Origin of the sequence: Halomonas ramblicola (assembly GCF_030409215.1) — a bacterium.
In the GTDB taxonomy this organism is placed as follows: domain Bacteria; phylum Pseudomonadota; class Gammaproteobacteria; order Pseudomonadales; family Halomonadaceae; genus Halomonas; species Halomonas ramblicola.
In genome coordinates this window covers 62,522-84,617 of sequence record NZ_JAUFPL010000018.1, presented here as the reverse complement: position 1 = coordinate 84,617, position 22,096 = coordinate 62,522, and the positions used below count along the sequence as shown (strand labels likewise).

General features: G+C 68.4%; 18 protein-coding genes and 3 tRNA genes. 8 read left to right on the top strand and 13 right to left on the bottom strand.

The genetic code is table 11. From position 1 onward, the window contains the following. The first annotated feature begins 98 nt into the window (after positions 1-98). From QWY80_RS06955 to QWY80_RS06945, 3 genes are all read left to right on the top strand, one after another. Positions 99-602, top strand: a complete 504-nt coding sequence (locus QWY80_RS06955) for a TRAP transporter small permease subunit (RefSeq protein ID WP_290230018.1) — start codon at positions 99-101, stop codon at positions 600-602. Further along, entirely contained in the window at positions 599-1,927 is a 1,329-nt protein-coding gene (locus QWY80_RS06950) for a TRAP transporter large permease (RefSeq protein WP_290230017.1), read from the top strand. The genes QWY80_RS06955 and QWY80_RS06950 overlap by 4 nt, the downstream gene beginning before the upstream one ends. A 197-nt stretch (positions 1,928-2,124) precedes the next feature. Next, entirely contained in the window at positions 2,125-3,780 is a 1,656-nt protein-coding gene (locus tag QWY80_RS06945) for an ABC transporter permease (protein ID WP_290230269.1), read from the top strand. Here the strand turns inward: QWY80_RS06945 and QWY80_RS06940 are convergent. Then, positions 3,691-4,815, bottom strand: a complete 1,125-nt coding sequence (locus QWY80_RS06940) for an ABC transporter ATP-binding protein (protein ID WP_290230268.1) — start codon at positions 4,813-4,815, stop codon at positions 3,691-3,693. The two genes, QWY80_RS06945 and QWY80_RS06940, sit on opposite strands and share 90 nt — an antisense overlap. Before the next feature lie 272 nt (positions 4,816-5,087). Here QWY80_RS06940 and QWY80_RS06935 point away from each other — a divergent pair, with 272 nt between their 5' ends. Beyond that, positions 5,088-6,116: a Fe(3+) ABC transporter substrate-binding protein gene (locus QWY80_RS06935; RefSeq protein ID WP_290230016.1), complete on the top strand. Its 1,029-nt coding sequence runs from the start codon at positions 5,088-5,090 to the stop codon at positions 6,114-6,116. Between the two features lie 72 nt (positions 6,117-6,188). Here QWY80_RS06935 and QWY80_RS06930 read toward each other — a convergent pair whose 3' ends face one another. Genes QWY80_RS06930 through QWY80_RS06920 form a run of 3 tightly spaced genes read right to left on the bottom strand, consistent with a single transcriptional unit; the run spans position 6,189 to position 9,726 of the window. Continuing rightward, positions 6,189-6,902: a sulfite exporter TauE/SafE family protein gene (locus tag QWY80_RS06930; protein WP_290230015.1), complete on the bottom strand. Its 714-nt coding sequence runs from the start codon at positions 6,900-6,902 to the stop codon at positions 6,189-6,191. Next, positions 6,895-8,343 (bottom strand): amidohydrolase family protein, encoded by a 1,449-nt coding sequence (locus QWY80_RS06925; RefSeq protein ID WP_290230014.1) that lies wholly within the window; start codon positions 8,341-8,343, stop codon positions 6,895-6,897. The genes QWY80_RS06930 and QWY80_RS06925 overlap by 8 nt, the downstream gene beginning before the upstream one ends. 3 nt (positions 8,344-8,346) lie before the next feature. Next, the gene (locus QWY80_RS06920; protein ID WP_290230013.1) at positions 8,347-9,726 is read right to left on the bottom strand and encodes a uracil-xanthine permease family protein; all 1,380 of its coding nucleotides are present in this window, start codon (positions 9,724-9,726) and stop codon (positions 8,347-8,349) included. A 129-nt stretch (positions 9,727-9,855) separates the two neighbouring features. Between QWY80_RS06920 and QWY80_RS06915 the strand changes: the two genes are divergently transcribed. Next, the gene (locus QWY80_RS06915) at positions 9,856-10,767 is read left to right on the top strand and encodes a LysR family transcriptional regulator (protein WP_290230011.1); all 912 of its coding nucleotides are present in this window, start codon (positions 9,856-9,858) and stop codon (positions 10,765-10,767) included. A 100-nt stretch (positions 10,768-10,867) separates the two neighbouring features. On the opposite strand, the gene QWY80_RS06910 is transcribed toward QWY80_RS06915, so the two are convergent. Continuing rightward, on the bottom strand, positions 10,868-11,572 hold the full coding sequence (locus tag QWY80_RS06910) for an NYN domain-containing protein (RefSeq protein ID WP_290230010.1): 705 nt from the start codon (positions 11,570-11,572) through the stop codon (positions 10,868-10,870). A gap of 124 nt (positions 11,573-11,696) precedes the next feature. Then, positions 11,697-14,459 (bottom strand): DNA polymerase I, encoded by a 2,763-nt coding sequence (gene polA, locus QWY80_RS06905; RefSeq protein WP_290230008.1) that lies wholly within the window; start codon positions 14,457-14,459, stop codon positions 11,697-11,699. Positions 14,460-14,600: 141 nt separating this feature from the next. Between polA and QWY80_RS06900 the strand changes: the two genes are divergently transcribed. The 3 genes from QWY80_RS06900 to speA all read left to right on the top strand — a co-directional run bounded on the left by QWY80_RS06900 (position 14,601) and on the right by speA (position 17,970). Further along, positions 14,601-14,894, top strand: a complete 294-nt coding sequence (locus QWY80_RS06900; RefSeq protein WP_290230007.1) for a DUF2782 domain-containing protein — start codon at positions 14,601-14,603, stop codon at positions 14,892-14,894. 197 nt (positions 14,895-15,091) lie between these two features. Continuing rightward, entirely contained in the window at positions 15,092-16,051 is a 960-nt protein-coding gene (locus tag QWY80_RS06895; RefSeq protein ID WP_290230006.1) for a homoserine kinase, read from the top strand. Further along, the gene (gene speA, locus QWY80_RS06890) at positions 16,048-17,970 is read left to right on the top strand and encodes a biosynthetic arginine decarboxylase (RefSeq protein WP_290230004.1); all 1,923 of its coding nucleotides are present in this window, start codon (positions 16,048-16,050) and stop codon (positions 17,968-17,970) included. The genes QWY80_RS06895 and speA overlap by 4 nt, the downstream gene beginning before the upstream one ends. 66 nt (positions 17,971-18,036) lie before the next feature. Here speA and QWY80_RS06885 read toward each other — a convergent pair whose 3' ends face one another. The 7 genes from QWY80_RS06885 to mutY all read right to left on the bottom strand — a co-directional run bounded on the left by QWY80_RS06885 (position 18,037) and on the right by mutY (position 22,042). Beyond that, positions 18,037-18,702 carry a fumarylacetoacetate hydrolase family protein gene (locus QWY80_RS06885; RefSeq protein WP_290230003.1) on the bottom strand — a complete coding sequence of 222 codons (666 nt, stop codon included), beginning with the start codon at positions 18,700-18,702 and terminating at the stop codon, positions 18,037-18,039. Positions 18,703-18,806: 104 nt separating this feature from the next. Further along, the gene (gene thpD / locus QWY80_RS06880) at positions 18,807-19,808 is read right to left on the bottom strand and encodes an ectoine hydroxylase (protein WP_290230002.1); all 1,002 of its coding nucleotides are present in this window, start codon (positions 19,806-19,808) and stop codon (positions 18,807-18,809) included. Positions 19,809-20,246: 438 nt separating this feature from the next. After that, positions 20,247-20,322, bottom strand: a tRNA-Thr gene (locus QWY80_RS06875). A 93-nt stretch (positions 20,323-20,415) separates the two neighbouring features. Continuing rightward, positions 20,416-20,490, bottom strand: a tRNA-Gln gene (locus tag QWY80_RS06870). A 6-nt stretch (positions 20,491-20,496) separates the two neighbouring features. Next, positions 20,497-20,572 (bottom strand) — tRNA-Phe (locus QWY80_RS06865). 81 nt (positions 20,573-20,653) lie between these two features. Further along, positions 20,654-20,926, bottom strand: a complete 273-nt coding sequence (locus QWY80_RS06860; protein ID WP_290230001.1) for an oxidative damage protection protein — start codon at positions 20,924-20,926, stop codon at positions 20,654-20,656. Positions 20,927-20,953: 27 nt separating this feature from the next. Further along, positions 20,954-22,042 (bottom strand): A/G-specific adenine glycosylase, encoded by a 1,089-nt coding sequence (gene mutY / locus QWY80_RS06855; RefSeq protein WP_290230000.1) that lies wholly within the window; start codon positions 22,040-22,042, stop codon positions 20,954-20,956. Positions 22,043-22,096: the final 54 nt, after the last annotated feature.

Below are 22,096 nucleotides of genomic sequence, written 5' to 3'. Positions count from 1 at the left end.
GTAGGCGGGTAGCGGCGGGGCCCAGGGCCCCGCCGCCATCGACAGTAACGCCCCATGCGCAGGACTCGCTTGACCCGCCCCGACTCGAGAGCCTCACCATGAATGCCATTGCCAGGGCCATCGATGCCCTCAACGAGGGGTTCGGACGCCTGATCGCCCCGCTGCTCGCCGTGATCACCCTGATCGTGATCTACGATATCCTCGTGCGCTTCTTCATCGGTCGCCCCAGCGACTGGGCCTTCGATGTCACCAAGATGCTGTTCGGCGCCCACTTCATGCTGATGGCCGCCTACGGGCTGCGCCACCACGCCCATGTGGAGGTCGACGTGCTCAAGCGCCTGCTGTCCCGGCGCAAGCAGGCGGCACTCGCGCTCCTCGGCTACCTGATCTTCTTCGTGCCCTTCATCTGGATGCTGCTCACCTTCGGCTGGAGCTTCTTCGAGCGCTCCTTCAGCCGCGGCGAGACTACCTACGGCATGGTCGCCATCCCCGTCTACCCGGTGAAGGCGGTCATCGTCGTCACCGCGGTGCTGATCCTGCTCCAGGCCATCGCCATCGTGATCCGCGCCGTCCAGGAGTTGCGCAAGGAGGAAGCCGCATGAGCGCCGAGATGCTCACCCTGTTCATGTTCGGTGGCCTACTGGTCGGCCTGTTCATGGGCCACCCACTGGCCTTCGTGCTGGGCGGCGTCGCCGTACTGGGCGCCTGGCTGGGCCCCGGGGCCAATACCCTGGGTATCCTCATCAACAACATCTACGGCAACGCCATGGACAACTACGTCCTGGTGGCCATTCCACTGTTCATCCTGATGGCGCGTTTCCTCAACGACTCGGGCGTCACCGAGAAGATGTTCGAGTCGATGCGCCTGCTGCTGGCCAACCTGCGGGGCGGCCTGGCGCTCACCGTGGTCATCGTCTCGGTGCTGCTGGCCGCCACCACCGGCATCGTCGGCGCCTCCATCGCGGTGATGGGCATGATCGCGCTGGTGCCCATGCTCGGCTACGGCTACAACAAGGAGCTCAGCACCGGGGTGATCATGGCCAGCGGCTGCCTGGGCATCCTGATCCCGCCGAGCATCATGCTGATCCTGATGGCCAGCTACTCGCCGGTCTCGGTGGGCGCCCTGTTCGCCGGCGCCCTGGTGCCCGGCGTCATGCTGGGCGCGATGTATGCCCTCTACGTGCTGGTGATCTGCCACCTGAAGCCTTCCTACGGTCCACCGGTACCCGCCGAGGAGCGCGCCGAGGTCTCCACCGGCGAGCTGCTGGGCATGCTCGGCAAGTACGTGCTGCCGCCCATGGCGCTGATCCTCGGCGTGCTGGGCTCGCTGTTCACCGGCATCGCCACCGCCACCGAGGCCTCGGCCATCGGCGTGACCATCGCCTTCGTGCTGTTCCTGATCTTCGGCGACCGCAAGGCCGCCACCTGCTATCGCACCCTGATCGAGGCCAGCAAGACCACCACCATGGTGATGCTGGTGCTGGTGGGCGCCACCGCCTTCACCGGGGTGTTCTCCATCGGCGGCGGCATGGAGGTGATCCACGAGGTGGTGATGGCCATGCCGGGTGGCACCACCGGCGCGCTGATCCTGATGCTGTTCCTGGTGTTCATCCTGGGCATGTTCCTGGACTGGACCGGCATCGTGCTGCTCAGCTTCCCGATCATGCTGCCCATCGTCGAACAGATGGGTGTCGACGTGCTGTGGTTCGTGGTGATGGTGGCAGTGGTGCTGCAGACCTCCTTCCTCACCCCGCCCTTCGGCTATGCGCTCTTCTACCTCAAGGGGGTGGCCCCCAAGGGGGTCGAGATCGTCGACCTCTATCGGGCGGTGGTCCCCTTCTGCGCGTTGATCGTGCTGGCCTGCGTGCTGATGGCCTTCTTCCCGGGGCTGATCACCGGGCTGCCGTCGATGCTGCTGGGCTACTGAGCCCTGCCCCGCCGCCTCCCTCGAGCCCGCCATCCGCGGACGGCGGGCTCGTCTTGTGACGATCGGGCGTAGCGTTCCGGCTGCAGGGCCCGGCGGCAGCTGATACCATTTACCGCCGTCAACGCCTCGCATTCGTGAGGACAGGCCTCGCAAGGAGTCTCCGCTTGTCCCGATCCGCCAGCGGCGGGCCGGCCGCCATGGCGCGCCGGCTCGCCCCCGCCCTCACCCCCTGGAACCTGCTGCTGCTGGCCGTGGCGCTGGTCGTGGCCCTGCCGGTACTCGCGGTACTCGCCCATATCGTCATGCCCACCGACGGGGTGTGGGGACACCTGGCCAGCACCGTGCTGCCGCGCTACCTGGCCAACACCCTCTTCCTGGTGGTCACGGTGGGGATCGGCACCCTGGTGATCGGCACCGGCACCGCCTGGCTGGTGGTGATGTGCCGCTTCCCCGGGCGGCGGCTGTTCGAGTGGGCGCTGCTGCTGCCGCTGGCCGTGCCCACCTACGTGATCGCCTACGCCTATACCGACTTCCTGCAGTTCTCCGGGCCCTTCCAGGGCTGGCTGAGGACGCTGTTCGGCTGGAGCCACGGCGACTACTGGTTCCCCGCCATCCGCTCCCTCGGCGGGGCGGCGACGCTGATCACCCTGGTGCTCTACCCCTACGTCTACCTGCTGGCCCGCGCCAGCTTCATGGAGCAGTCGGTGTGCATGCTGGACGTGGGGCGCACCCTGGGACGCGGCCCCTGGCGGCTGTTCGCCGGCGTGGCGATCCCGCTGGCACGGCCCGCCCTGGTAGGCGGCGTGTCGCTGGTGCTGATGGAGACCCTCAACGAGTTCGGCGCGGTGCAGTTCTTCGGCGTCGACACCTTCACCACCGGCATCTACCGCACCTGGTTCGGCCTGGGGGAGCAGGTGGCCGCCGCCCAGCTCGCCGCCTGCCTGCTGGCCTTCGTGATCGCCCTGGTGCTGCTGGAACGCTGGTCGCGGGGCCGGCGCCGCTACTTCCACACCTCCGCCCGCTACCAGCAGCTGCCCGAGTTCCGGCTGCACGGTTGGCGCGCCGCCGCCGCCTGCCTGGCCTGCACCCTGCCGATCCTGATCGGCTTCCTGGTACCCAGCGGCATCCTCGCCCAGTTGGCCATCGAACGGGGCGACAGCCTCCTGGGCGCCCGCTTCCTCGACTATGCCCGCAACAGCCTGCTGTTGGCGACCGTCGCCGCGCTGATCGCCGTGACCCTGGCGGTGGTGCTCAGCTACGGGGTACGGCTCCACGACAGTCCCCTGACGCGCACCGCCACGCGCATCTCGGCCATGGGCTACGCCATTCCCGGCTCGGTAGTGGCGGTGGGCATCCTGATCCCCTTCGCCTGGCTGGACAACGCCATCAACACCTGGCTGCTGGCGCATCGAGGAGAGGTGATCGGACTGATCTTCAGCGGCTCGGCGTTCATCCTGGTCTACGCCTACGTGGTGCGCTTCCTGGCGGTGTCGTTCAATGCCGTGGAGGCCAGCCTGGGCAAGGTGACGCCGAGCATGGACGCCGCCGCCCGCACCCTGGGCCAGACGGCCACCGGCACCCTGCGGCGGGTCCACACCCCCATCATGCGCGGCAGCCTGCTGGCGGCCTGCATCCTGGTGTTCGTGGACGTGATGAAGGAACTGCCGGCGACCATCATCCTGCGCCCCTTCAACTTCGATACCCTGGCGGTGCGGGCCCACAGCCTGGCCTCGGACGAGCGCCTCGCCGAGGCCTCCACGGCGTCACTGGCCATCGTCGCCGTAGGCATAGTCCCGGTGATCCTGCTCAGCATCGCCATGCGACGCTCCCGCCCCGGCTCCGACGGGGCCTGAGGGAAAGACGAACACCTGGGAGGCGTCCAGGCGGATCGCCACCGGCTGCCCCTCGGCGGGCAGGAAGACGCCCGGCACCCGGGCGTGCAGGTGGGCTTCGCGCCCGTCCTCGCCGTGGGCGCAGATGTGCAGCAGGCTGCTGCGTCCCAGCAGCTTGGCCATGATGATATGGCTATGGCGATGCTCGGGCGTCTCATCCAGCGCCACCACGCGCAGCGCCTCGGGGCGCACCATCACCTGGGCCTCGCTGCCCTCGGCCAGCCAGCCGGCGTCCACCGGGCCCACCGGGGTCTGGACCCGGCCGTCGCGCACCACCCCGGTGAGCTCGTTCACCTCGCCGAAGAAGGTCACCACGAAGGGGTCGCTGGGGGTGCAGTAGAGCTCGCGGGGCGTCCCGGTCTGGACGATGCGGCCGTTGCGCATCAGGGCGATGCGGTCGGCCATGAACATCGCCTCCTCCGGGTCGTGGGTCACCAGCAGGGTGGCCGCCCCGACCTTCTTCAGCACGTGCAGGGTGTCGTCGCGGATGCGATCGCGCAGCCGCGCATCGAGGCTGGAGAAGGGCTCGTCGAGCAGCATCAGCTGGGGAGCCGGGGCTAGGGCCCGGGCCAGGGCCACGCGCTGCTGCTGGCCGCCGGAGAGGGTGTGGGGGTAGCCATCGGCATGGTCGACCATGCCCAGCTGCTCGAGCAGGTCCAGGGCGCGGCGGTGACGCTCACGCGCCGGCAGCCGCTTGAGGCCGAAGGTGACGTTCTCGCGCACCGAGAGGTGCGGGAAGAGCGCCGAGTCCTGGAAGGCCAGCCCCACGTTGCGCTTCTCGGGCGGCAGGTGGCGGCCACGCGACAGGGCGATGTCGCGCCCGTCCAGGGCGACCCGGCCCCGCTGCAGCCGTTCCAGGCCAGCCGCGATACGCAGCAGAGTGGTCTTGCCGCACCCCGAGGGGCCCAGCAGGCAGACTACCTCGCCGGCCCCCACCTCGAGGTCGATGCCCTTCACCACCTCGTGCTTGCCGAAGGAATGGTGCACGCCCCGCATCGACAGCGCCGGGGCAGAAGCATCATGGGAGGCGGGCGTTGGATTCGGATGACGATTCATAGGCTCACGACGCTGGGTCCATGGCAGTGTCACATCATACCCGATCGACGCGGTGAATGCGTTTGAAAGCGACTCGCATTCCTTCGCTTACCGGTATCGCCCGCCGATCGTCTATCAGCCGAGACTTGACGAAGGCCCCGGCAGGGACTTCAATACCTGAGAAGTAATGTAACGTATTATCATTTCACTGACAGTCCACACTCGAGGTCCCGATGATCAAGCCCGTTCGTCTCGCCGCCCCCTTCGCCGCCGTGCTGGCCGGCTCGGCCTTCGCCACCACCGCCGCCGCCGACGAGCTCAACCTCTACTCGGCGCGCCACTATGACTCCGACGAGGCGCTCTACCAGGCCTTCACCGAGGAGACCGGCATCGAGGTCAACCTGCTGGAGGGCGACTCCGACCAGCTGATCGAGCGCATCAAGCGCGAGGGCGTGGCCAGTCCCGCCGACGTGATGATCACAGTGGACGCCGGCCGCCTGTGGCGTGCCGAGCAGGAAGGCGTCTTCCAGGGCATCGAGTCCGAGGTGCTGGCCGAGCGCCTGCCGGAGTCCATGCGCCACCCCGAGGGGCTGTGGTTCGGCCTCAGCCAGCGCGCCCGAGCCATCTTCTATAACCCCGAGACGGTCGAGGCGGGCGAGCTCGAAAGCTATGAGGACCTGGCCGACCCCGAGTTCGAGGGTCAGGTGTGCATCCGCTCCTCCAACAACATCTACAACCAGTCGCTGCTCGCCTCGCTGATCGCCCATCACGGCGCCGAGGAAGCCGAGGCCTGGGCCCAGGGCGTGGTCGACAACATGGCCCGCGACCCCGAGGGTGGCGACACCGACCAGATCAAGGGCGTCGCCAGCGGCGAGTGCGACATCGCCGTGGCCAACCACTACTACTACGTGCGCCTGCTGAAGTCGGATGATGACGCCGACCGGGAAGTCGCCGAGCAGGTCGAGATCTTCTTCCCCAACCAGGACGGCCGCGGCACCCACGTCAACGTGGGCGGTGCCGGCGTCGTGGAGGGCGCGCCGAACCGCGAGAACGCCATCCGCTTCCTGGAGTTCCTGGCCTCCGACGAGGCCCAGACGATCTTCGCCGCGGGCAACTACGAGTTCCCGGTGGTCGAGGGCATCGAGAAGGATGAGGTGCTGGAATCCTGGGGCGACTTCAAGAAGGACGAGCTCAACGTCAGCGAGCTGGGCGAGAACAACCCCGAAGCCGTGCGGATCTTCGATCGCGTCGGCTGGCGGTAAGCATCATGCATCGATAGCGAGAGGCCCGCGGCAATGCCGTGGGCCTCTCATGTTACGCGCCTGGGACAGCGGTTAGCGCGGCACCATCAGCACCACGCCGGAGACCAGCGCGAACAGCAGCACCCCCTGGCGCAGCCGGCGGGCGTCGAGGCGGTGGTGCATGACGCGGCTGGCGACGCTGCCGACCAGCAACGGCGGCAACAGGTAGAGCGCCCAGCGCAGCTGCTCCTCACCGACCTTGCCCGCCGCGGCCAGGATCACAAGCGACACCAGCTCGCCGATCAGGAAGCAGCAGGCGATGGTCGAGCGCAGCTCCGGCCCGGGACGATGCTGATAGAGCAGCGCCAACGGAGGACCGCCGACGCCGGTGGCGGTCTCGGTGACCCCGGTGATCAGCCCCACCGAGGCGCAGGCCCCCGCCTTGGGGCGGAACACCGGCGCGAACAGCGCGGCGAGCACGGCCAGCACCGTCGAGGCGCCGATCAGCTGGTTGAGGCCGTTGGTGCTCATGATCACCAGGATCCACAACCCCAGGAAGGTCCCCGGCAGGCGGCCCACGCCGATCCAGGCCGTGCCGCGCCAGTCGATCGCCTCGCGCTCGCGCAGCGCCACATAGAGGTTGAGCGGCAGCATCAGCACCAGCAGGGCGACCGGCAGCAGGTCGGGACGCAGGAAGCCCATCACCGGGGCGACGATCAGCGCGAAGCCGATGCCGATCGCTCCCTGCATGAAGGCCGCGATGCCGGTGGCCGCGGCGAGGACGGCGTAGACGACGAGCTCACTCATGGGGCGTCCACGCCTCCGCGCCCGGCCGCGACGCCATGACTCGCTCGCGATGGACCGCCGAGGTCGGGTGCACCCGCTGGATCGGCGCACGTGCCACCGCGGCGCCGGCCGCCTCGCGCACCTCGGCGAGCAGCGCGCGGGCGTCCCAGTCCACCGGCCAGCCCTGCCACAACCGCAGCCGGCCGTTGGTGAACACCGCCTCGATCTGGTCGCGGTTGGCGTAGCGCACCAGCTCCCAGGGGCGATCCCAGGACGGTGTCATCTCCGGCACCTCGAGATCCACCAGCAGGAAGTCGGCGGCCAGGCCCGGGGCGATCGCCCCGGTCACGCCCGAAAGCCCCGCGGCATCGGCGCCGGCGCGGGTGGCGTGATCGAGCCACAGCCAGCCGCCGCCGCAGGAGGAATCGCCGCTGGCCAGCCCGAAGGCCAGGCGCTGGCTGGTCTCGGCGGCATCGAGCAGGCGGAAGGCGTCGCTGCGCGTGCCGTCGCTGCCCAGCCCGAAGCGAATGCCCTGGGCCGCCATCTGCAAGGCCGGCGCCACGGCGTTGCCTTTCCAACTGCTGGCCACCGGATTGACGGCCACCGCGGTGCCGGTGTCGCGCAGCAGGTTGAGCTCCCAGGGCGTCACCAGGGTGGCGTGGGCGACCAGGGTCTGCGGGCCCAGGGCGCCGGCGGCGTGCAGGTGCTCCAGCGGTCGCTGTCCCCGGGCCACCAGGGAGCGCTCCACGGCCTGCAGGTGCTCGTTGACATGGGTCTGGAAGATGGCCCCGCCCTCGGTACAGAGCGCCGCGGCGTCGCGCAGCATGGCATCGCTGGCCACCTCGGGGATCGATACCGCCAGCGACGGATGGACCAGCGAATGGCCCGCCCAGTCCGCCAGGTGGCGTTCGGCGGCGCGGCGGATCGTCCCGCCGTCGGGGCGGCCGCCGCCCAGGTCGTTGCAGATGAAGCCCAGCACGCAGCGCAGGCCGGTCTCCTCGGCGGCACCGGCGATGCCGTCGAGCTCCGCCGAGGCCCGGGTGCCGGCGTCCACGGCGGTGGTGAAGCCGCCGCGCAGGGCCTCCAGGGCGGCGAGCTTGGCCGACAGATGCAGCAGCCGCTCGTCCAGGCTGCCCTCCAGCGGTACCCAGATGCGCTTGAAGATCTCCGAGGGCTCGCCGAACACCAGCGACTTGCCGAGCGACTGCGTCAGGTGGTGATGGGCATCGATGAACCCCGGCATCAGCAGCTTGCCGGGGAGCTCGATGGGCACGAGCTCGGGGTGGCGGGCCAGCAGCTCCCGGCGCTCGCCGACCTCGGCGAAGCGGCCGTCCGCCACCAGCACCGCCCGGTCGCGGGCGCAGCCCCCCTCCAGCAGCACCTCCTCGGGCAGCAGCAGCAGCGTCTCGTCGGCGAAGTCGGCCGGGGCCAGCGGGTCGGTGGAATACGGTGTCGGCGACATGGGTTACTTTCCTTTGATCTCTTGACGGGGCAGCGCCGCGCCCGCGGGGGCATCGTTCCGGCGGCCGAGGTGATGGAACAGCAGGTTGACCAACACGGCGGTCAGGGTGCCCATGGCCAGGCCGTTGCCGAGCAGGATCTGCAGGTGTTCGGGGAAGGCGCTGTAGAAGCCGGGCACCAGGATCGGCAGCAGCCCCATGGCCAGCGCCGAGGCCAGGGTGAACATGTTGCCGTGCTCGTCGAAGTCGACCCGACGCAGGATATTGATGCCCATCACGCCGATGATGGCGAAGACGATTACCGCGGTGCCCGCCACCACGGCGGTGGGCAGCAGCGACGCCAGACGGCCGAGCGGCGCGAACAGGCCGAGCAGCACCAGGATCAGGCCGGCGGCAACGGTGACGTAGCGCGAGCGCACCCCGGTGGCACGCACGATGCCGATGTTCTCGCCGCTGGTGATGATCAGCGAGGTACCGAAGCAGCCGCCGAGCAGCGAGCCCAGGGCGTCGGCGCGGATGTTGCGCGGCACCAGGGCCCGGGCGTCGCCGTGCTTCTCGACGATCTCGGCGGTGGCCAGGGTCTGGCCGGTGGCCTCGGTCATCGACACCACGCTGAAGATGATCAGCGGCAGCGAGGCGAAGAGGTCGAACTTGGGCAGGCCGAAGGGGAACAGCGACGGCAGGGCCACCACCGGGCCGGTGAGCACGCCGTCGAACTCCATGACGCCGAACACCGCGGCCAGGGTGGCGCCGATGAGCAGCCCCAGCATCACCGCGATGCGCTGCAGCACGCCGGTGAACAGCCGGGCGCACAGCACGATGGCGGTCATGGTCGCCAGGGCCAAGGCGATGCTGGTCAGGTTGGCGAAGTCCGGCGAGCCCTCCTGGCCGGTGATCAGCCCGCCGAAGATGCGCACCAGGTTGATGGCGACCAGCAGCAGCATGGTGCCGATCACGATCGGCGGGAAGAACCTCAGCACCTTGGTGAAGAAGGGCAGCGCCAGGAAGTAGAACACCCCGGTGAGGATCACCGCGCCGGTGGCCGTCTGCAGGTCGGTGGCCTGGGCGATGGTCAGGAAGATCACCAGAGGCGCCCCGCCCGGCACCTGCACGAAGGGCAGGCGGGCGCCGATGCCGAAGGGGCCGAAGGACTGCAGCAGGGTGCCAAAGCCGCAGACCAGGAAGGTGGCGCTCATCAGCGCGACCATGACGTCGTTGCCGAAGCCCATCGCCTGGCCGACCAGGAAGACGGCGGTGATCGGCGCGGCGGCCATCACCAGCACGTGCTGCACGCCGTACAGCAGCATCGAGGGTAGCGGCAGCTTCTGGTCGACCGGTTCGACCCGGGAGTCGCGTGAGCCGAGTGGCTCGTGGGGAGTGCACATGGTGAGGAGCCTCGCTTGTTGTGTTGTGGAGGTAGGTTCAAGCTAGCGCCGCCCGACTGTACTGGTCCATAATAATGTTTCGCTCATTTCGTTGCCGAAAAGGCAACAGATATCCCTCGGGAGACGGCCATGCACCTGTTGCTCACGGGATTGCGCTACTTCGAGGAGGTCGCCCGTCAGGGCTCGCTGCGCAAGGCGGCGGAGCGGCTGCATGTCGCCGCCTCGGCGGTGAATCGCCAGATCCTCAAGCTGGAGGACGAGTTGGGCGTGCCGCTGTTCGAGCGGCTGCCGCGGGGCCTGCGGCTCTCCCCGGCGGGCGAGCTGATGCTCGCCCAGATCCGCCAGTGGCAGCGCGACGAGCGCCAGCTGCTCGAGACCCTCGGCGATATCCGCGGCACCGGCTGCGCCGAGGTGCGCATCGCCACCGTCGAGTCGCTGACCGACGAGGTCCTGCCCAGGCTGCTGGGCCGCTTCGGCGAGCGCTTTCCCCGGGTCCGCTTCGCGCTACGCACCGGTTTGACCGAGGCCATCCTCGAGGAAGTCGCCACCGGCGAGGCCGACATCGGCATCTGCATGAACCCGCCCCCGACGCCTCGGATCCGCTTCATCGAGTCGGTGGAGCTGGGCTTCGGGGCGGTCGTCGTCCCCTCCCACCCCTTGGCCGAGCGGCCGGACGTGCGCCTGGACGACTGCCGCGACTATCCGGCGATCCTGCCGGATGCCGAGATGTTCCGCGGCTCGACCCTGGAGCGGGTACTGGCCCAGTCCGATATCGAGCTCTCGCCGCTGGCCGGCTGCAACCGGATCCTGGCGATCAAGTCGCTGGCGCGGGCGGGGCTGGGGGTGGCCTTCCTCAACGAGCTCGACGTCGCCCGCGAGCTGGCGCATGGTGAGCTGGTGTTCAAGCCGTTGCGGGACCCGCGCATCGACGGCGCGCGGCTGGTGCTGTGCGGCGCCGCGGGGCGTACCCTGCCGCTGGCGGTGGAGGTCCTGGTGGAGGAGCTGAGCGTGGCGATCCGGGAGCTTGCACCCCAAGCATGACGAGCCTGGGGCGAGGCATCACCCTGGCCTTCCCTGCGCCGATAGCAAAAGGCCCGCGGCAGTGCCGCGGGCCTTGAGGATATGAATGAAATGCCAGGCCTCACCTCCGGCGCCTGTTTCCCTCTCCGTGGGGGTTCGGCATGACAGAGCATATCCCATCGATATGCTCATTCAACTCGGGCCGGATCGGATTCCACATGGGGTCGAGTATGAAGTCGATGCCATTGCGACGCGCCATCTTGGCAGCTGGAACAAAATCCGAATCCCCAGCGACCAGAATAATCTGGTCCACCTGCCCCTGCTGTGAGATCGACGCGATATCGAGACCGATCCGCATATCGACTCCTGCCTGCTTGACCTTGTAGAAAATGCTCGAAGGCTCCAGGTCGTCCAACGTCGCCCCAGCCCGTAGTCGGCGGACCGCCTCCCTGGACAAGGTCCAGTCCCCGTTCTTCACGTGGAGCTCCCCGAGACGAAGCGCCACCTTGCGCTGACGCCGCAGTTGCTCATGCAGGGCTTCCCGAAACGTGAAGTCGATCGTGTCCTCGACCCGAATAATGTCGCCGGTAATGGGGTGAGGGCCGGCGTTGTGCCGCTCGGGACCACAGTCATAGAAGAAAATCCGGTACAGCTCACGCTGTCGATAGCCATGAGGGTTGGCCTTGCGAATCCACCGAAAGGCCGACGCCGATATATCCCTGGCCAACGTCTCGGGCGTAACCTCCTCGTCGGGCGTCACTTTTGCCTTGATGGTCTGATAGCGCCTCACGAAGAAACCACCATCAATCAGAATGGCCGTCTTCATCGTCGCCCCTAACGTCCAGACATAAGAAAGCCCGCGAGGCTGCTCTGGCGGATAAGAGTGCCAGTTAGGCCTCGCGGGCACTATTCACCGTCAGTATATGGCCATCACGCTCATGGTCAAGGCCTCAGTGCGCCTCGTCCCAGTTGGCGCCGCTCTCGGCCTCGACGATCAGCGGCACGCCGAGCTCGGCGGCGGCCTGCATGCGCCCCTTCACCGCCTCGATGAAGGCGTCCACCTGGCCGTCGGCCACCTCGAAGACCAGCTCGTCGTGGACCTGCATGACCATCCAGGCGTCCATCTCGCCGGCCGTGAGCCAGGCATCCACGTCGATCATGGCGCGCTTGATGATGTCCGCCGCGCTGCCCTGCATGGGAGCATTGATGGCGGTGCGCTCGGCGCCCTGGCGGCGGGCGCGGTTCTGGGAGTGGATCTCCGGCAGGTAGAGGCGCCGGCCGAACACCGTCTCGACGAAGCCGTCTTCGGCGGCCTGGGACCGAATGCGCTCCATGTAGCGCGCCACGCCGGGGTAGCGGTCGAAGTAGCGGTCGATGTAGGTCTGGGCCTGGTTGCGCTCGATGTGCAGCTGGCGACCGAGGCCCCAGGCGCTCATGCCGTAGATCAGCCCGAAGTTGATCGCCTTGGCGCTGCGCCGCTGCTCGCCGGAGACCTTGTCCAGTTCCACGCCGAAGACCTCGGCGGCGGTGGCGGCGTGGATGTCGCGACCCTCGGCGAAGGCCTCGAGCAGGCCCTTGTCCTCGGAGAGGTGGGCCATGATGCGCAGCTCGATCTGCGAGTAGTCGGCGGCGACGATCCGGTAACCCGGGCGGGCGATAAAGGCCTGCCGGATCTTTCTTCCTTCTTCGGTCCTGATGGGGATGTTCTGCAGGTTGGGATCGGAGGAGGACAGCCGCCCGGTGGCGGTGACCGCCTGGTGGTAACTGGTGTGCAGTCGCCCGGTGGCCTTGTTGACCAGCTTCGGCAACTTGTCGGTGTAGGTGGACTTGAGCTTGGCGAGGCCCCGGTGCTCCATGATCACCTTGGGCAGCGGATAGTCCAGCGCCAGCTCCTCCAGCACCGCCTCGGCGGTGGAGGGCGCCCCCTTGGGGGTCTTCTTGATCACCGGGATCTGCTGCTCCTCGAAGAGGATCTGGCCGAGCTGCTTGGGCGAGCCCAGGTTGAACTCGCGTCCCGCCAGCTCGTGGGCGCGGGCCTCCAGCTCGCGGATACGCGTCTCGAGTTCGCGGCTCTGGGCATGCAGCCGCTCGGGGTCCAGGGCCACGCCGGTGCGCTCCATGCGCGACAGCACCGGCACCAGCGGTAGCTCGATCTCCTCGAGCACGCTGGCCAGCCGGCCCTCGGCCGCGACGCGCGGGCGCAGCTCGCGATGCAGGCGCAGGGTGATGTCGACGTCCTCGCAGGCGTAGGGCGCGGCCTGCTCCAGGGCGACCTGGTTGAAGGTGAGCTGCCCCGCTCCCTTGCCGGCGATCTCCTCGAAGGAGATGGTCTTCTCGCCCAGGTACTTCAGCGCCAGCGAGTCCATGTCGTGACGGGTAGCGGTGGAGTCGAGCACGTAGGACTCCAGCATGGTGTCCTCCAGCAGCCCGGCGACACGGATACCGTAATTGGCCAGTACCGAGATGTCGTACTTGAGGTTCTGGCCGATCTTGGTCTGGCGAGCGTCCTCCCACAGCGGGCGCAGCGCCTCCAGCACCGTCTGCCGGTCGAGCTGCGCCGGGGCGTCGAGGTAGTCGTGGGCCAGCGGGATATAGGCCGCCTCCCCGGGCTCGAGCGCCAGGCCCACGCCGACGACCTCCGCCTCCATGTAGTCGAGGCTGGTGGTCTCCAGGTCGAAGCAGAAGGCCTCCGCGGCACCGAGCCGCTCGAGCCAGCCATCGAGGTCGCCTCGCTCGAGGACGACATGATCCTCCCGGCCACCGGCCGTCGCGGCCTCCCGCGCCTCGCCGTCGCCCGCCGGCGTGCCGCCGGCCACGTCATCCACGCCCTCGTCCCGGCCCTCCAGCAGCTCGGCGAGCCAGGCCTTGAACTCGAGCTCGCGATAGAGCGCGAGCAGCGCCTCACGGTCCGGGTGGGCGATGTCGAGGTCGTCGAGCCCCACCGGCAGCTCGCAGTCGGTCTTGATGGTGGCCAGTCGATAGGAGAGGAAGGCCTGGTCGCGGTGCTCCTCGAGCTTCCTGGGCAGCGTCTTGGCGCCGCGGAAGCCCAGCTCTTTGACCCGCTCCAGCTCGGCGTAGATGGTCTCCAGGCCACCGTCCATGCCCTGCAGCAGGCCCAGGGCGGTCTTCTCGCCGACCCCCGGCACCCCCGGGATGTTGTCCACCTTGTCGCCCATCAGGGCCAGGAAGTCGATGATCCGCTCGGGCGGCAGCCCGAACTTCGCCTGCACGCCGGCCACGTCCAGGGTCTCGTCCTTCATGGTGTTGACCAGGGTGATGTGGTCGTTGACCAGTTGGGCCATGTCCTTGTCGCCGGTGGAGATCACCGCGTCGCGCCCGGCCTGGGTGGCGTGACGGGCCAGGGTGCCGATGACGTCGTCGGCCTCGACCCCCTCGATGCATAGCAGCGGCAGGCCCAGCGCCTCGACGCAGGCGTGCAGCGGTTCCACCTGGTCGCGCAGGTCGTCGGGCATCGGCGGACGCTGGGCCTTGTACTCCTCGAACAGCTCGTCGCGGAAGGTCTTGCCCGGGGCGTCGAAGACCACCGCCATGGGGCTGTCGGGATAGTCCTTGATCAGCCGCTTGAGCATGTTGAGCACGCCCTTGATGGCACCGGTGGGCTGCCCCTTCGAGGTGGTCAGCGGCGGCAGGGCGTGGAAGGCACGGTAGAGGTAGGAGGAACCGTCGACGAGAACGATGGGTGTGTCGGCCATGTAAGGCATCCATTCAAGCTGGGCGGAAAGTGATCCTGATCCCCCATGATACGCATTGCCGCCGCGTTTTGCCGCGGCCGGTGGGCGCCCCGTCCCTGAGGCCTTACACTGAGGGACAGTCACCCCGGCCAGGAGGCCACCATGAACGCGCATCGCACCCTTACCGCCCTGCTGCTGGTCCTGGGGCTCGCGCTCGTCGCCACGGGCCCGGCACTCGCCCAGTCCGAGGACGACCTGGAACCGGACATCACCATCCGCCAGGAGGAGGACCGCACCATCCGCGAATACCGCGTCAACGGCGAGCTCTACGCCATCGAGATCCGTCCCTCGAGAGGCCCCTCCTACTACCTGGTGGATCGCGACGGCGACGGCAACTTCGAACGCCAGGACGGCGACCGCATCGCGGTGCCCGAGTGGGTCCTGCGCACCTTCTGAGAAGGCACCCTTGCTTCAGAGCCATTCAGAGGTCTTCCATCGCTCGGGGCCGATCCGGGGACAGGCCTCCTCTTCAGCTTGTCCCCGGCGCCCCTCGCTGTAGGCAACGACAATAGCCCTGATCTCCGCCTACGGACGCGTGCATCACACTCCCAAGTCGCTACAATAGGCGGCTTGGCAACCCGGGTGAGAGACACATGGCCGTATTCACACCGCTTACCGAGACCCAGGTCGAGGCGTTCCTGGGCCGCTTCGATGCCGGCTCGCTGGTCTCCCTGGAGGGCGTGCCCGCCGGCACCGAGAACAGCACCTTCTTCGTCACCACCGACCGGCGCCAACTGGTGCTGACCCTGTTCGAGCAGGGCGAGCACGAGGAGTTGCCGTTCTTCGTCGAGCTGCTCGACTACCTCGACGAACACCGCCTGCCGGTACCGGGCCCGCTGCACGACCGTGACGGGGTGGCGCTGCACAGCCTGGCCGACAAGCCCGCCCTGCTGTTCCCGCGGCTGCCCGGCCGGCACCCCAAGGCCCCCAACCTGGCCCAGTGCCGCGCCCTGGGCGACGCCCTGGGTCACATGCACAGGGTATCGCAGCACTTCCCGGGCCACCGTCCCAACCCGCGCGACCTCCACTGGCTGCTGCCCATGCACCACAAGGTGCTGGTCTACCTCTCGCCGGAGGACCAGACGCTGATGAAGGACGAGGTGGAGATCTACCAGGACGCCTTCGGCAACGGCCCCGAGCTGCCCCAGGGGGCGCTGCACGGCGACCTGTTCCGCGACAACACCCTGTTCGAGGGCGACCGCCTGGGGGGGGTGATCGACTTCTACAACGGCTGCACCGGCGACCTGCTGTTCGACCTGGCCATCGTCATCAACGACTGGGCCATCGACGCCGACGGCCGGTTGAACCCCGAGCGCCACGACGCCATCCTCGGCGCCTACCAGGCGCGACGCCCGCTGACCGTCGCCGAGCGCGACGCCTGGCCGATGATGCTGCGCATGACCGCGCTGCGCTATTGGCTGTCGCGGCTGCTGGTGGTCTACGTGGACCCGCCGGCCCACGACCTCACCCCCCACGATCCCGAGCAGTTCCGCACCATCCTCAAGGCGCGCATCGACCACGGTGCCCTGCCGCTTCCGGAGGTGAATGCATGAGTCTCCCCATGGCCAGTGCCGGCAGCCCCGCACGGCGCGCCCGCCGCGTCTGGAACATCGACCAGTGGGGCAGCGGCTACTTCGACGTGGACGACTCCGGCCATGCCCTGGTGCGCCCGCTGGGCAGCGAGACCGAGGGCCCGGCCCTGCCCCTGGACGACCTGGTGGCCGAGCTCAAGGCCGCCGGCCTGCGCCTGCCGGTGCTGGTGCGCTTCATCGACATCCTCCACGACCGGGTCGAGCAGCTGTGCACCGCCTTCGACACCGCCATGGCCGAGGAGGCCTTCGATGGTGGCTACACCGCCGTCTATCCCATCAAGGTCAACCAGCAACGCCGCGTGGTGGAGGAGATACTCGCCACGCCCGAGCGCGGCCGCGACCGCGTGGGCCTGGAGGCCGGCAGCAAGCCGGAACTGCTCGCCGTGCTGGCGCTCTCCGGCGACGGCCCTTCGCTGATCGTCTGCAACGGCTACAAGGACCGCGAGTACGTGCGCCTAGCGCTGATGGGCGAGAAGCTCGGCCATCGCGTCTACCTGGTGGTGGAGAAGCTTTCCGAGCTGCCGCTGATCCTCGAGGAGGCCGCCGAACTCGGCGTCAAGCCGCGCATCGGCCTGCGCGCCCGCCTGGCCACCGTGGGCCGCGGCCGCTGGCAGAACACCGGCGGCGAGAAGTCCAAGTTCGGCCTCACCGCCAGCCAGGTGCTGGCGGTGGTGGAGCAGCTGCGCGAGGCCGATGCCCTGGCCAGCCTGCAACTGGTGCACTTCCACCTGGGCTCGCAGATCGCCAACATCCGCGACATCCAGCGCGGCCTGCGCGAGTGCGCGCGCTTCTACCAGAGCCTGGTGGAGCTGGGCGCCCCGGTGGACACCGTGGACGTGGGCGGCGGCCTGGGGGTCGACTACGAGGGCACCCGCTCGCGCAGCTTCTGCTCGGCCAACTACTCGATGCTGGAGTACGCCCGCAACGTGGTCTACGCCTTCCGCCTGGCCTGCCAGGAGCACGACCTGCCCCAGCCCCACCTGATCAGCGAATCGGGCCGCGCGCTCACCGCCCACCATGCGGTGCTGATCACCAACGTGATCGGCGAGGAGCGGGTCAGCGAGACCACCCCGGAGCGACGGATCGAGGGCGATCCCCAGGTGGACGAGCTGTGGCGGGTCCACGACCTGCTGGGTGATACGCCCGACCCGCGCGGCCTGGTGGAGGCCTGGCACGACCTGGTGCAGGCCATGGGCGAGCTGCACGAGCGCTTCGTGATGGGCCTCACCGACATCACCGCCCGCGCCGAGGGCGAGGCCGTCTACTTCGTCGCCTGCGCCCGGCTGCGCGCGCGCCTCGACACCCGCAACCGCGTGCACCGCGAGATCGACGACGAGCTGGCCGAGAAGCTCGCCGACAAGCTGTTCGTCAACTTCTCGTTGTTCCAGTCGATTCCCGACGTCTGGGGCATCCAGCAGATCTTCCCGGTGCTGCCGCTCACCGGCCTCGACCACGAGCCGGAACGCCGCGGCGTGATCCAGGACATCACCTGCGACAGCGACGGTCGCATCGACGGCTACGTGGACGGTCAGGGCGTCGAGACCACCCTGCCGCTGCCGGAATGGCAGGAGGGTGACGAGAAGCTGCTCGGCTTCTTCATGGTGGGAGCCTACCAGGAGATCCTCGGCGACCTGCACAACCTGTTCGGGGACACCGACTCGGTGGACGCCACCCTCAACCCGGACGGCAGCTGGACCTTCAGCCACGTCCAGCAGGGCGACCGGGTCGCCGACGTGCTCGGCTACGTCAACTTCGACGCCGAGGTACTGCGCGACAACCTGGCCGAGCAGCTGGCGGCCAGCGGCCTCGACGAGGCCGAGCAGCAGCGCTTCCTCGACGATCTCTCCGAGGGCCTGGCCGGCTACACCTACCTGGAGTGATCGCGCCAAATGATCAGCGTGAGAAGGCGCCGGGGTCAGATCGAAGAGGGAGTCTGACTGGTGGCGCTACTCCACCACGCGGGTGACCACCTCCAGGCCACCGGTGAGGGTGAAGCGCAGCTCGGCGCCGCGGGGCAGTGGCCCCACCCCGGCCGGCGTGCCGGTCAGCACCACGTCTCCCGGCTGCAGGGTGAAATGTCGACTCATCTCGGCGACCAGGCTGGCCACCGGGAAGAGCATCTCCGAGCCCTCGCCGTGCTGGCGCAGCTCGCCGTCCACCTCCAGGGTAAAGGAGATGGCGCTCCAGTTGGGCACCTGGGCGAGCGGTTGGAACACCGACAGCGGGCAGGCACCGTCGAACGCCTTGGCGATCTCCCAGGGATGGGCCTTCTCCTTGAGGCGCGACTGGACGTCGCGCAGGGTCAGGTCCAGCGCCAGGCCGATGCCCACCACGGCACGCTCCGCCTCGTCGGTGGTGGCGTGGGAGAGTTCCTCGCCGATCAGCAGCGCCAGCTCGGTCTCGTAATGCACCTCGCCCCGCGAGAAGGGAGCCTCGATGGTCGACTCCAGCGGCACCGCACTGGTCGCCGGCTTGATGAACAGCAACGGCTCGCTGGGCACCGGATTGTCGAGCTCCCGGGCGTGGTCGGCGTAGTTGCGGCCGACGCAGACGATCTTGCCGAGTGCGTGGGGGAACGCCTGGCCATCGGTGAATCGGGGTACAAAGCGCATGGCGCATCTTCTCCTTCTCATTGGGCGTGCCGTACCACGGCGACAAGCCCCCCAGTCTACCGCACCGGGCCCCGTGCACCACACACCGAGGCCGTGTCGCCGGATCAGGCATCCGGGTCCCACGCCGCGTCGGGATCATGGGCCAGGAAGTCCGGGCGCCGCTTGGGTGCCGCGAAGGGCGCCTGGCAGCGGTTGTCGCGCCGATTGTAGACGAAGAAGGCGTTGCTGCGCGGATCCGGTGACATGTTGGCGTTGGAGCCGTGCAACACGTTGCAGTCGAACAGCAGCAGGCCGCCGGCGGCCCCGGTGGGCGCCTCGATGCGGTGACGCTCGACCAGCGCGGTCAGCGCCTCGCGGCTCGGCACGCCGAGCTCCTGCCTCTTCAGCGACTGCTTGTGGTTGTCGTCCGGCGTCTCGCCCAGGCAGGGCACGAACACCCGGTGGGAGCCCGGGATCAGCATCAGCGGGCCGTTGAAGTGGTGGTTGTCGGTGAGCACGATGGAGGCACTCACCGCATGCATGCCCGGCATGCCGTCCTCGGCGTGCCACGTCTCGAAATCCGAGTGCCAGTTGAAGCCCTTGCCCTCGAAGCCGGGCTTGTAGTTGATGCGCGACTGGTGCACGTAGGGCTCGTCACCGATGATCTGGCGGGCGCGGCCCATCAGGCGCTCGTCGCGGGCCAGGCGGCCGAACAGCTCGGAGAGGAAGTGCACCGCGAACAGCGAGCGGATCTCCCGGCCCGACGGCTCGGTGATGCTGAAGTCGCGGTCGCGGAAGTCCTCGTGCTCGAGCAGCGCCGCCAGCTCCCGACGCAGCTCGTCGAGCTCGTCGCCGCCGATGAAGTTGGGCTCGAAGAGGAAGCCCTTGCGATCGAACTCGTCGAGTTGTGCCTGGCTCAGGGGGCCCTCCTCGGCACGCCCCTTGACCACCGGCTCGCGGCGGTTGAACCAGGGCATGTCGAACGGCTCGGCGAGACGGGTGGGATACGGATCCTCGCCCGGGCGCGGCGCGGTGCGCACGCGACTCTCCGGGTCCGGGGAATCGACGATGGTACGGTTGGTAACTGCCTGTTCCAGCGTACGGTTGGACGTTGTCTTGACTGACATCCAATCACCTCCTGTGCATCCGTGATCAGTTTCAGCAAGGCTCATCCCGACGGCGAGACAGCCGTGGGCGACCCCAATGAAGGAGCCGCGTATCGCCATGTAGGGACGCCCGGCACGGGGTTCAAGGCCCACAGGGCCGGGACCCGACGGCCGGGGACGAAAAAAACCGCCACGAGGGCGGTCCTGGACGTACTTCAAGCTACTGATGTGGCAGGCATTTTCGAGATGCCTTTACCCGGCATTGGAACCGGGTGCTGCGATGAAGGGTCGTTGGCCGCATGGGCCGCCGCATGGACTCCTTTACGAATCAGTAACTTGCAACGCCCTCGGCGTCACCGCCCACCCTAGCAGCCAAGATCCCTGGGGTGCAACGGCAAAAAACCGCCTCGATGGGCGGTTTTCAATCTAGGGCAATGCCTGATTTCCAAGGCGTTTAGATGGTGCTGGCACCAGGAGTCGAACCCGGGACCTGCTGATTACAAGTCAGCTGCTCTACCAACTGAGCTATGCCAGCAACGCGTCACCTACATCCCGCGCGGAGGCCGAGGCTCCGAGCGAGAAAGACCGTGAACCCCTGTTCACGGCCTTTCGGAATCGAGGTTGGCAATGGCTGGGGTACCAGGATTCGAACCTGGGAATGCCGATACCAAAAACCGGTGCCTTACCACTTGGCTATACCCCAGCAACGTGGTGGCCAGAGAGGGAATCGAACCCCCGACACGGGGATTTTCAATCCCCTGCTCTACCGACTGAGCTATCTGGCCCGTGCCAACGGGGCGTATTAAACCCTAGCGGGCTTTCCGCGTCAACCCCTTCCGTTTCAAAAAGATGGGGGCATCGGCGGGTCACTCGCCCCGAGGCACGTAGCCCTCGGCCTGGTCGGTCTCGCGGTTGTCGAGGAAGCGCTCCATCTGCTCCATCAGGTACTCCCGCGTGGACGGGTCGAGCATATTGAGGTGCTTCTCGTTGATCAGGCGGGTCTGCAGGGCCTGCCACTCCTCCCAGGCCCGGCGGGAGACGGTGGCCTGGATCTCCTGGCCCTTCTTGCCGGGCAACGGCGGGAATGGAAGGGCCTCGAGCTCCTGCTGGTACTTGCGACAGAAGACGGTCTGGCTCATGGGGTCTACTCCTCAGGGATCGGGGATTCAGGGGCCCGGCGGCGCGTCGAGGGTGAAGGCGGCCAGGCTGGCCAGCAGCGCCTTCACCGGCGCCGCCAGGCCGATGCTGTCGGGGTCATCGGGATCGTACCAGCGGCGCGCCTCGCCCACCGAATCGAGGCGCTCGATGCTGGCCGGCTGGGGGGTGATCTCCAGGCGGAAGTGGCTGAACACGTGGGTGAAGGGAGACCAGGCGGGGCCGAGCCGGCTGGCCGGGGCGTGGGCGTCCAGCCAGGCCCGCAGCGCCGCCGGGTCGTCGAACTGCGGCAGGCTCCACAGCCCGCCCCACAGCCCGCTGGGCGGGCGCTGCTCCAGCAGCACCCGGCCCCGGGCGTCGCGCAGCAGCAGCATGCGGGTGGTGCGGGTGGGCAGCGCCTTCTTCGGCTTGGACTCGGGGAAGCGGCGCTCCTCGCCACGGGCATGGGCCACGCAGACGTCCGCGAAGGGGCAGCGCCCGCACTCGGGGGTGCCGCGGCGGCACAGGGTGGCGCCGAGGTCCATCATCGCCTGGGTGTAGTCGGCGAGCCGTTCATGGGGCGTGTAGTGCTCGGCCAGGGCCCACAGGCGGCGCTCCACCGCGGGCCGGCCGGGCCAGCCCGCCACGCCGTGCAACCGGGTCAGGCTGCGCTTGACGTTGCCGTCGAGGATCACCGCCCGCCGCCCGCAGCTCTGGGCGACGATGGCCCCGGCGGTGGAGCGGCCGATGCCGGGCAGCGCGGCCAGGGCCTCGATGTCCAGCGGCAGTTCGCCGCCGTGTTCCATGACGATAGCCCGGGCCGCCTTGTGCAGGTTGCGTCCCCGGGCGTAGTAGCCGAGCCCCGTCCACAGGTGCAGCACCTCGTCCCGGTCGGCTTCTGCCAGGTCACGGACATCCGGAAACCGCGCCATGAAGCGCTCGAAATAGGGGATCACCGTGGCCACCTGGGTCTGCTGCAGCATGATCTCCGAGACCCACACCCGGTAGGGGGTGCGGTCCTGTTGCCAGGGCAGGTCGTGACGGCCGTGTGCGTCGAACCAGTTCAGCAGGCGGCGCTGGAAGGCCGCCGGGGGCAACACGGGAGTCGGCGTGTCGGTCATCGCGGCTCCATAAAAAAGCGCCGACACGAGGGTCGGCGCAGGGACTGACTGTTG

Excerpts from the sequence above, each read along its gene's own strand:
- QWY80_RS06860 (WP_290230001.1), bottom strand. The coding sequence starts at position 20,926 with ATGAGCCAGACCGTCTTCTGTCGCAAGTACCAGCAGGAGCTCGAGGCC.
- QWY80_RS06920 (WP_290230013.1), bottom strand. The coding sequence starts at position 9,726 with ATGTGCACTCCCCACGAGCCACTCGGCTCACGCGACTCCCGGGTCGAA.
- QWY80_RS06955 (WP_290230018.1), top strand. The coding sequence starts at position 99 with ATGAATGCCATTGCCAGGGCCATCGATGCCCTCAACGAGGGGTTCGGA.
- polA (WP_290230008.1), bottom strand. The coding sequence starts at position 14,459 with ATGGCCGACACACCCATCGTTCTCGTCGACGGTTCCTCCTACCTCTAC.
- QWY80_RS06925 (WP_290230014.1), bottom strand. The coding sequence starts at position 8,343 with ATGTCGCCGACACCGTATTCCACCGACCCGCTGGCCCCGGCCGACTTC.
- QWY80_RS06910 (WP_290230010.1), bottom strand. The coding sequence starts at position 11,572 with ATGAAGACGGCCATTCTGATTGATGGTGGTTTCTTCGTGAGGCGCTAT.
- QWY80_RS06945 (WP_290230269.1), top strand. The coding sequence starts at position 2,125 with ATGGCGCGCCGGCTCGCCCCCGCCCTCACCCCCTGGAACCTGCTGCTG.
- thpD (WP_290230002.1), bottom strand. The coding sequence starts at position 19,808 with ATGTCAGTCAAGACAACGTCCAACCGTACGCTGGAACAGGCAGTTACC.
- mutY (WP_290230000.1), bottom strand. The coding sequence starts at position 22,042 with ATGACCGACACGCCGACTCCCGTGTTGCCCCCGGCGGCCTTCCAGCGC.
- QWY80_RS06885 (WP_290230003.1), bottom strand. The coding sequence starts at position 18,702 with ATGCGCTTTGTACCCCGATTCACCGATGGCCAGGCGTTCCCCCACGCA.
- QWY80_RS06900 (WP_290230007.1), top strand. The coding sequence starts at position 14,601 with ATGAACGCGCATCGCACCCTTACCGCCCTGCTGCTGGTCCTGGGGCTC.
- QWY80_RS06935 (WP_290230016.1), top strand. The coding sequence starts at position 5,088 with ATGATCAAGCCCGTTCGTCTCGCCGCCCCCTTCGCCGCCGTGCTGGCC.
- QWY80_RS06895 (WP_290230006.1), top strand. The coding sequence starts at position 15,092 with ATGGCCGTATTCACACCGCTTACCGAGACCCAGGTCGAGGCGTTCCTG.
- QWY80_RS06930 (WP_290230015.1), bottom strand. The coding sequence starts at position 6,902 with ATGAGTGAGCTCGTCGTCTACGCCGTCCTCGCCGCGGCCACCGGCATC.
- QWY80_RS06950 (WP_290230017.1), top strand. The coding sequence starts at position 599 with ATGAGCGCCGAGATGCTCACCCTGTTCATGTTCGGTGGCCTACTGGTC.
- QWY80_RS06940 (WP_290230268.1), bottom strand. The coding sequence starts at position 4,815 with ATGCGGGGCGTGCACCATTCCTTCGGCAAGCACGAGGTGGTGAAGGGC.
- QWY80_RS06915 (WP_290230011.1), top strand. The coding sequence starts at position 9,856 with ATGCACCTGTTGCTCACGGGATTGCGCTACTTCGAGGAGGTCGCCCGT.
- speA (WP_290230004.1), top strand. The coding sequence starts at position 16,048 with ATGAGTCTCCCCATGGCCAGTGCCGGCAGCCCCGCACGGCGCGCCCGC.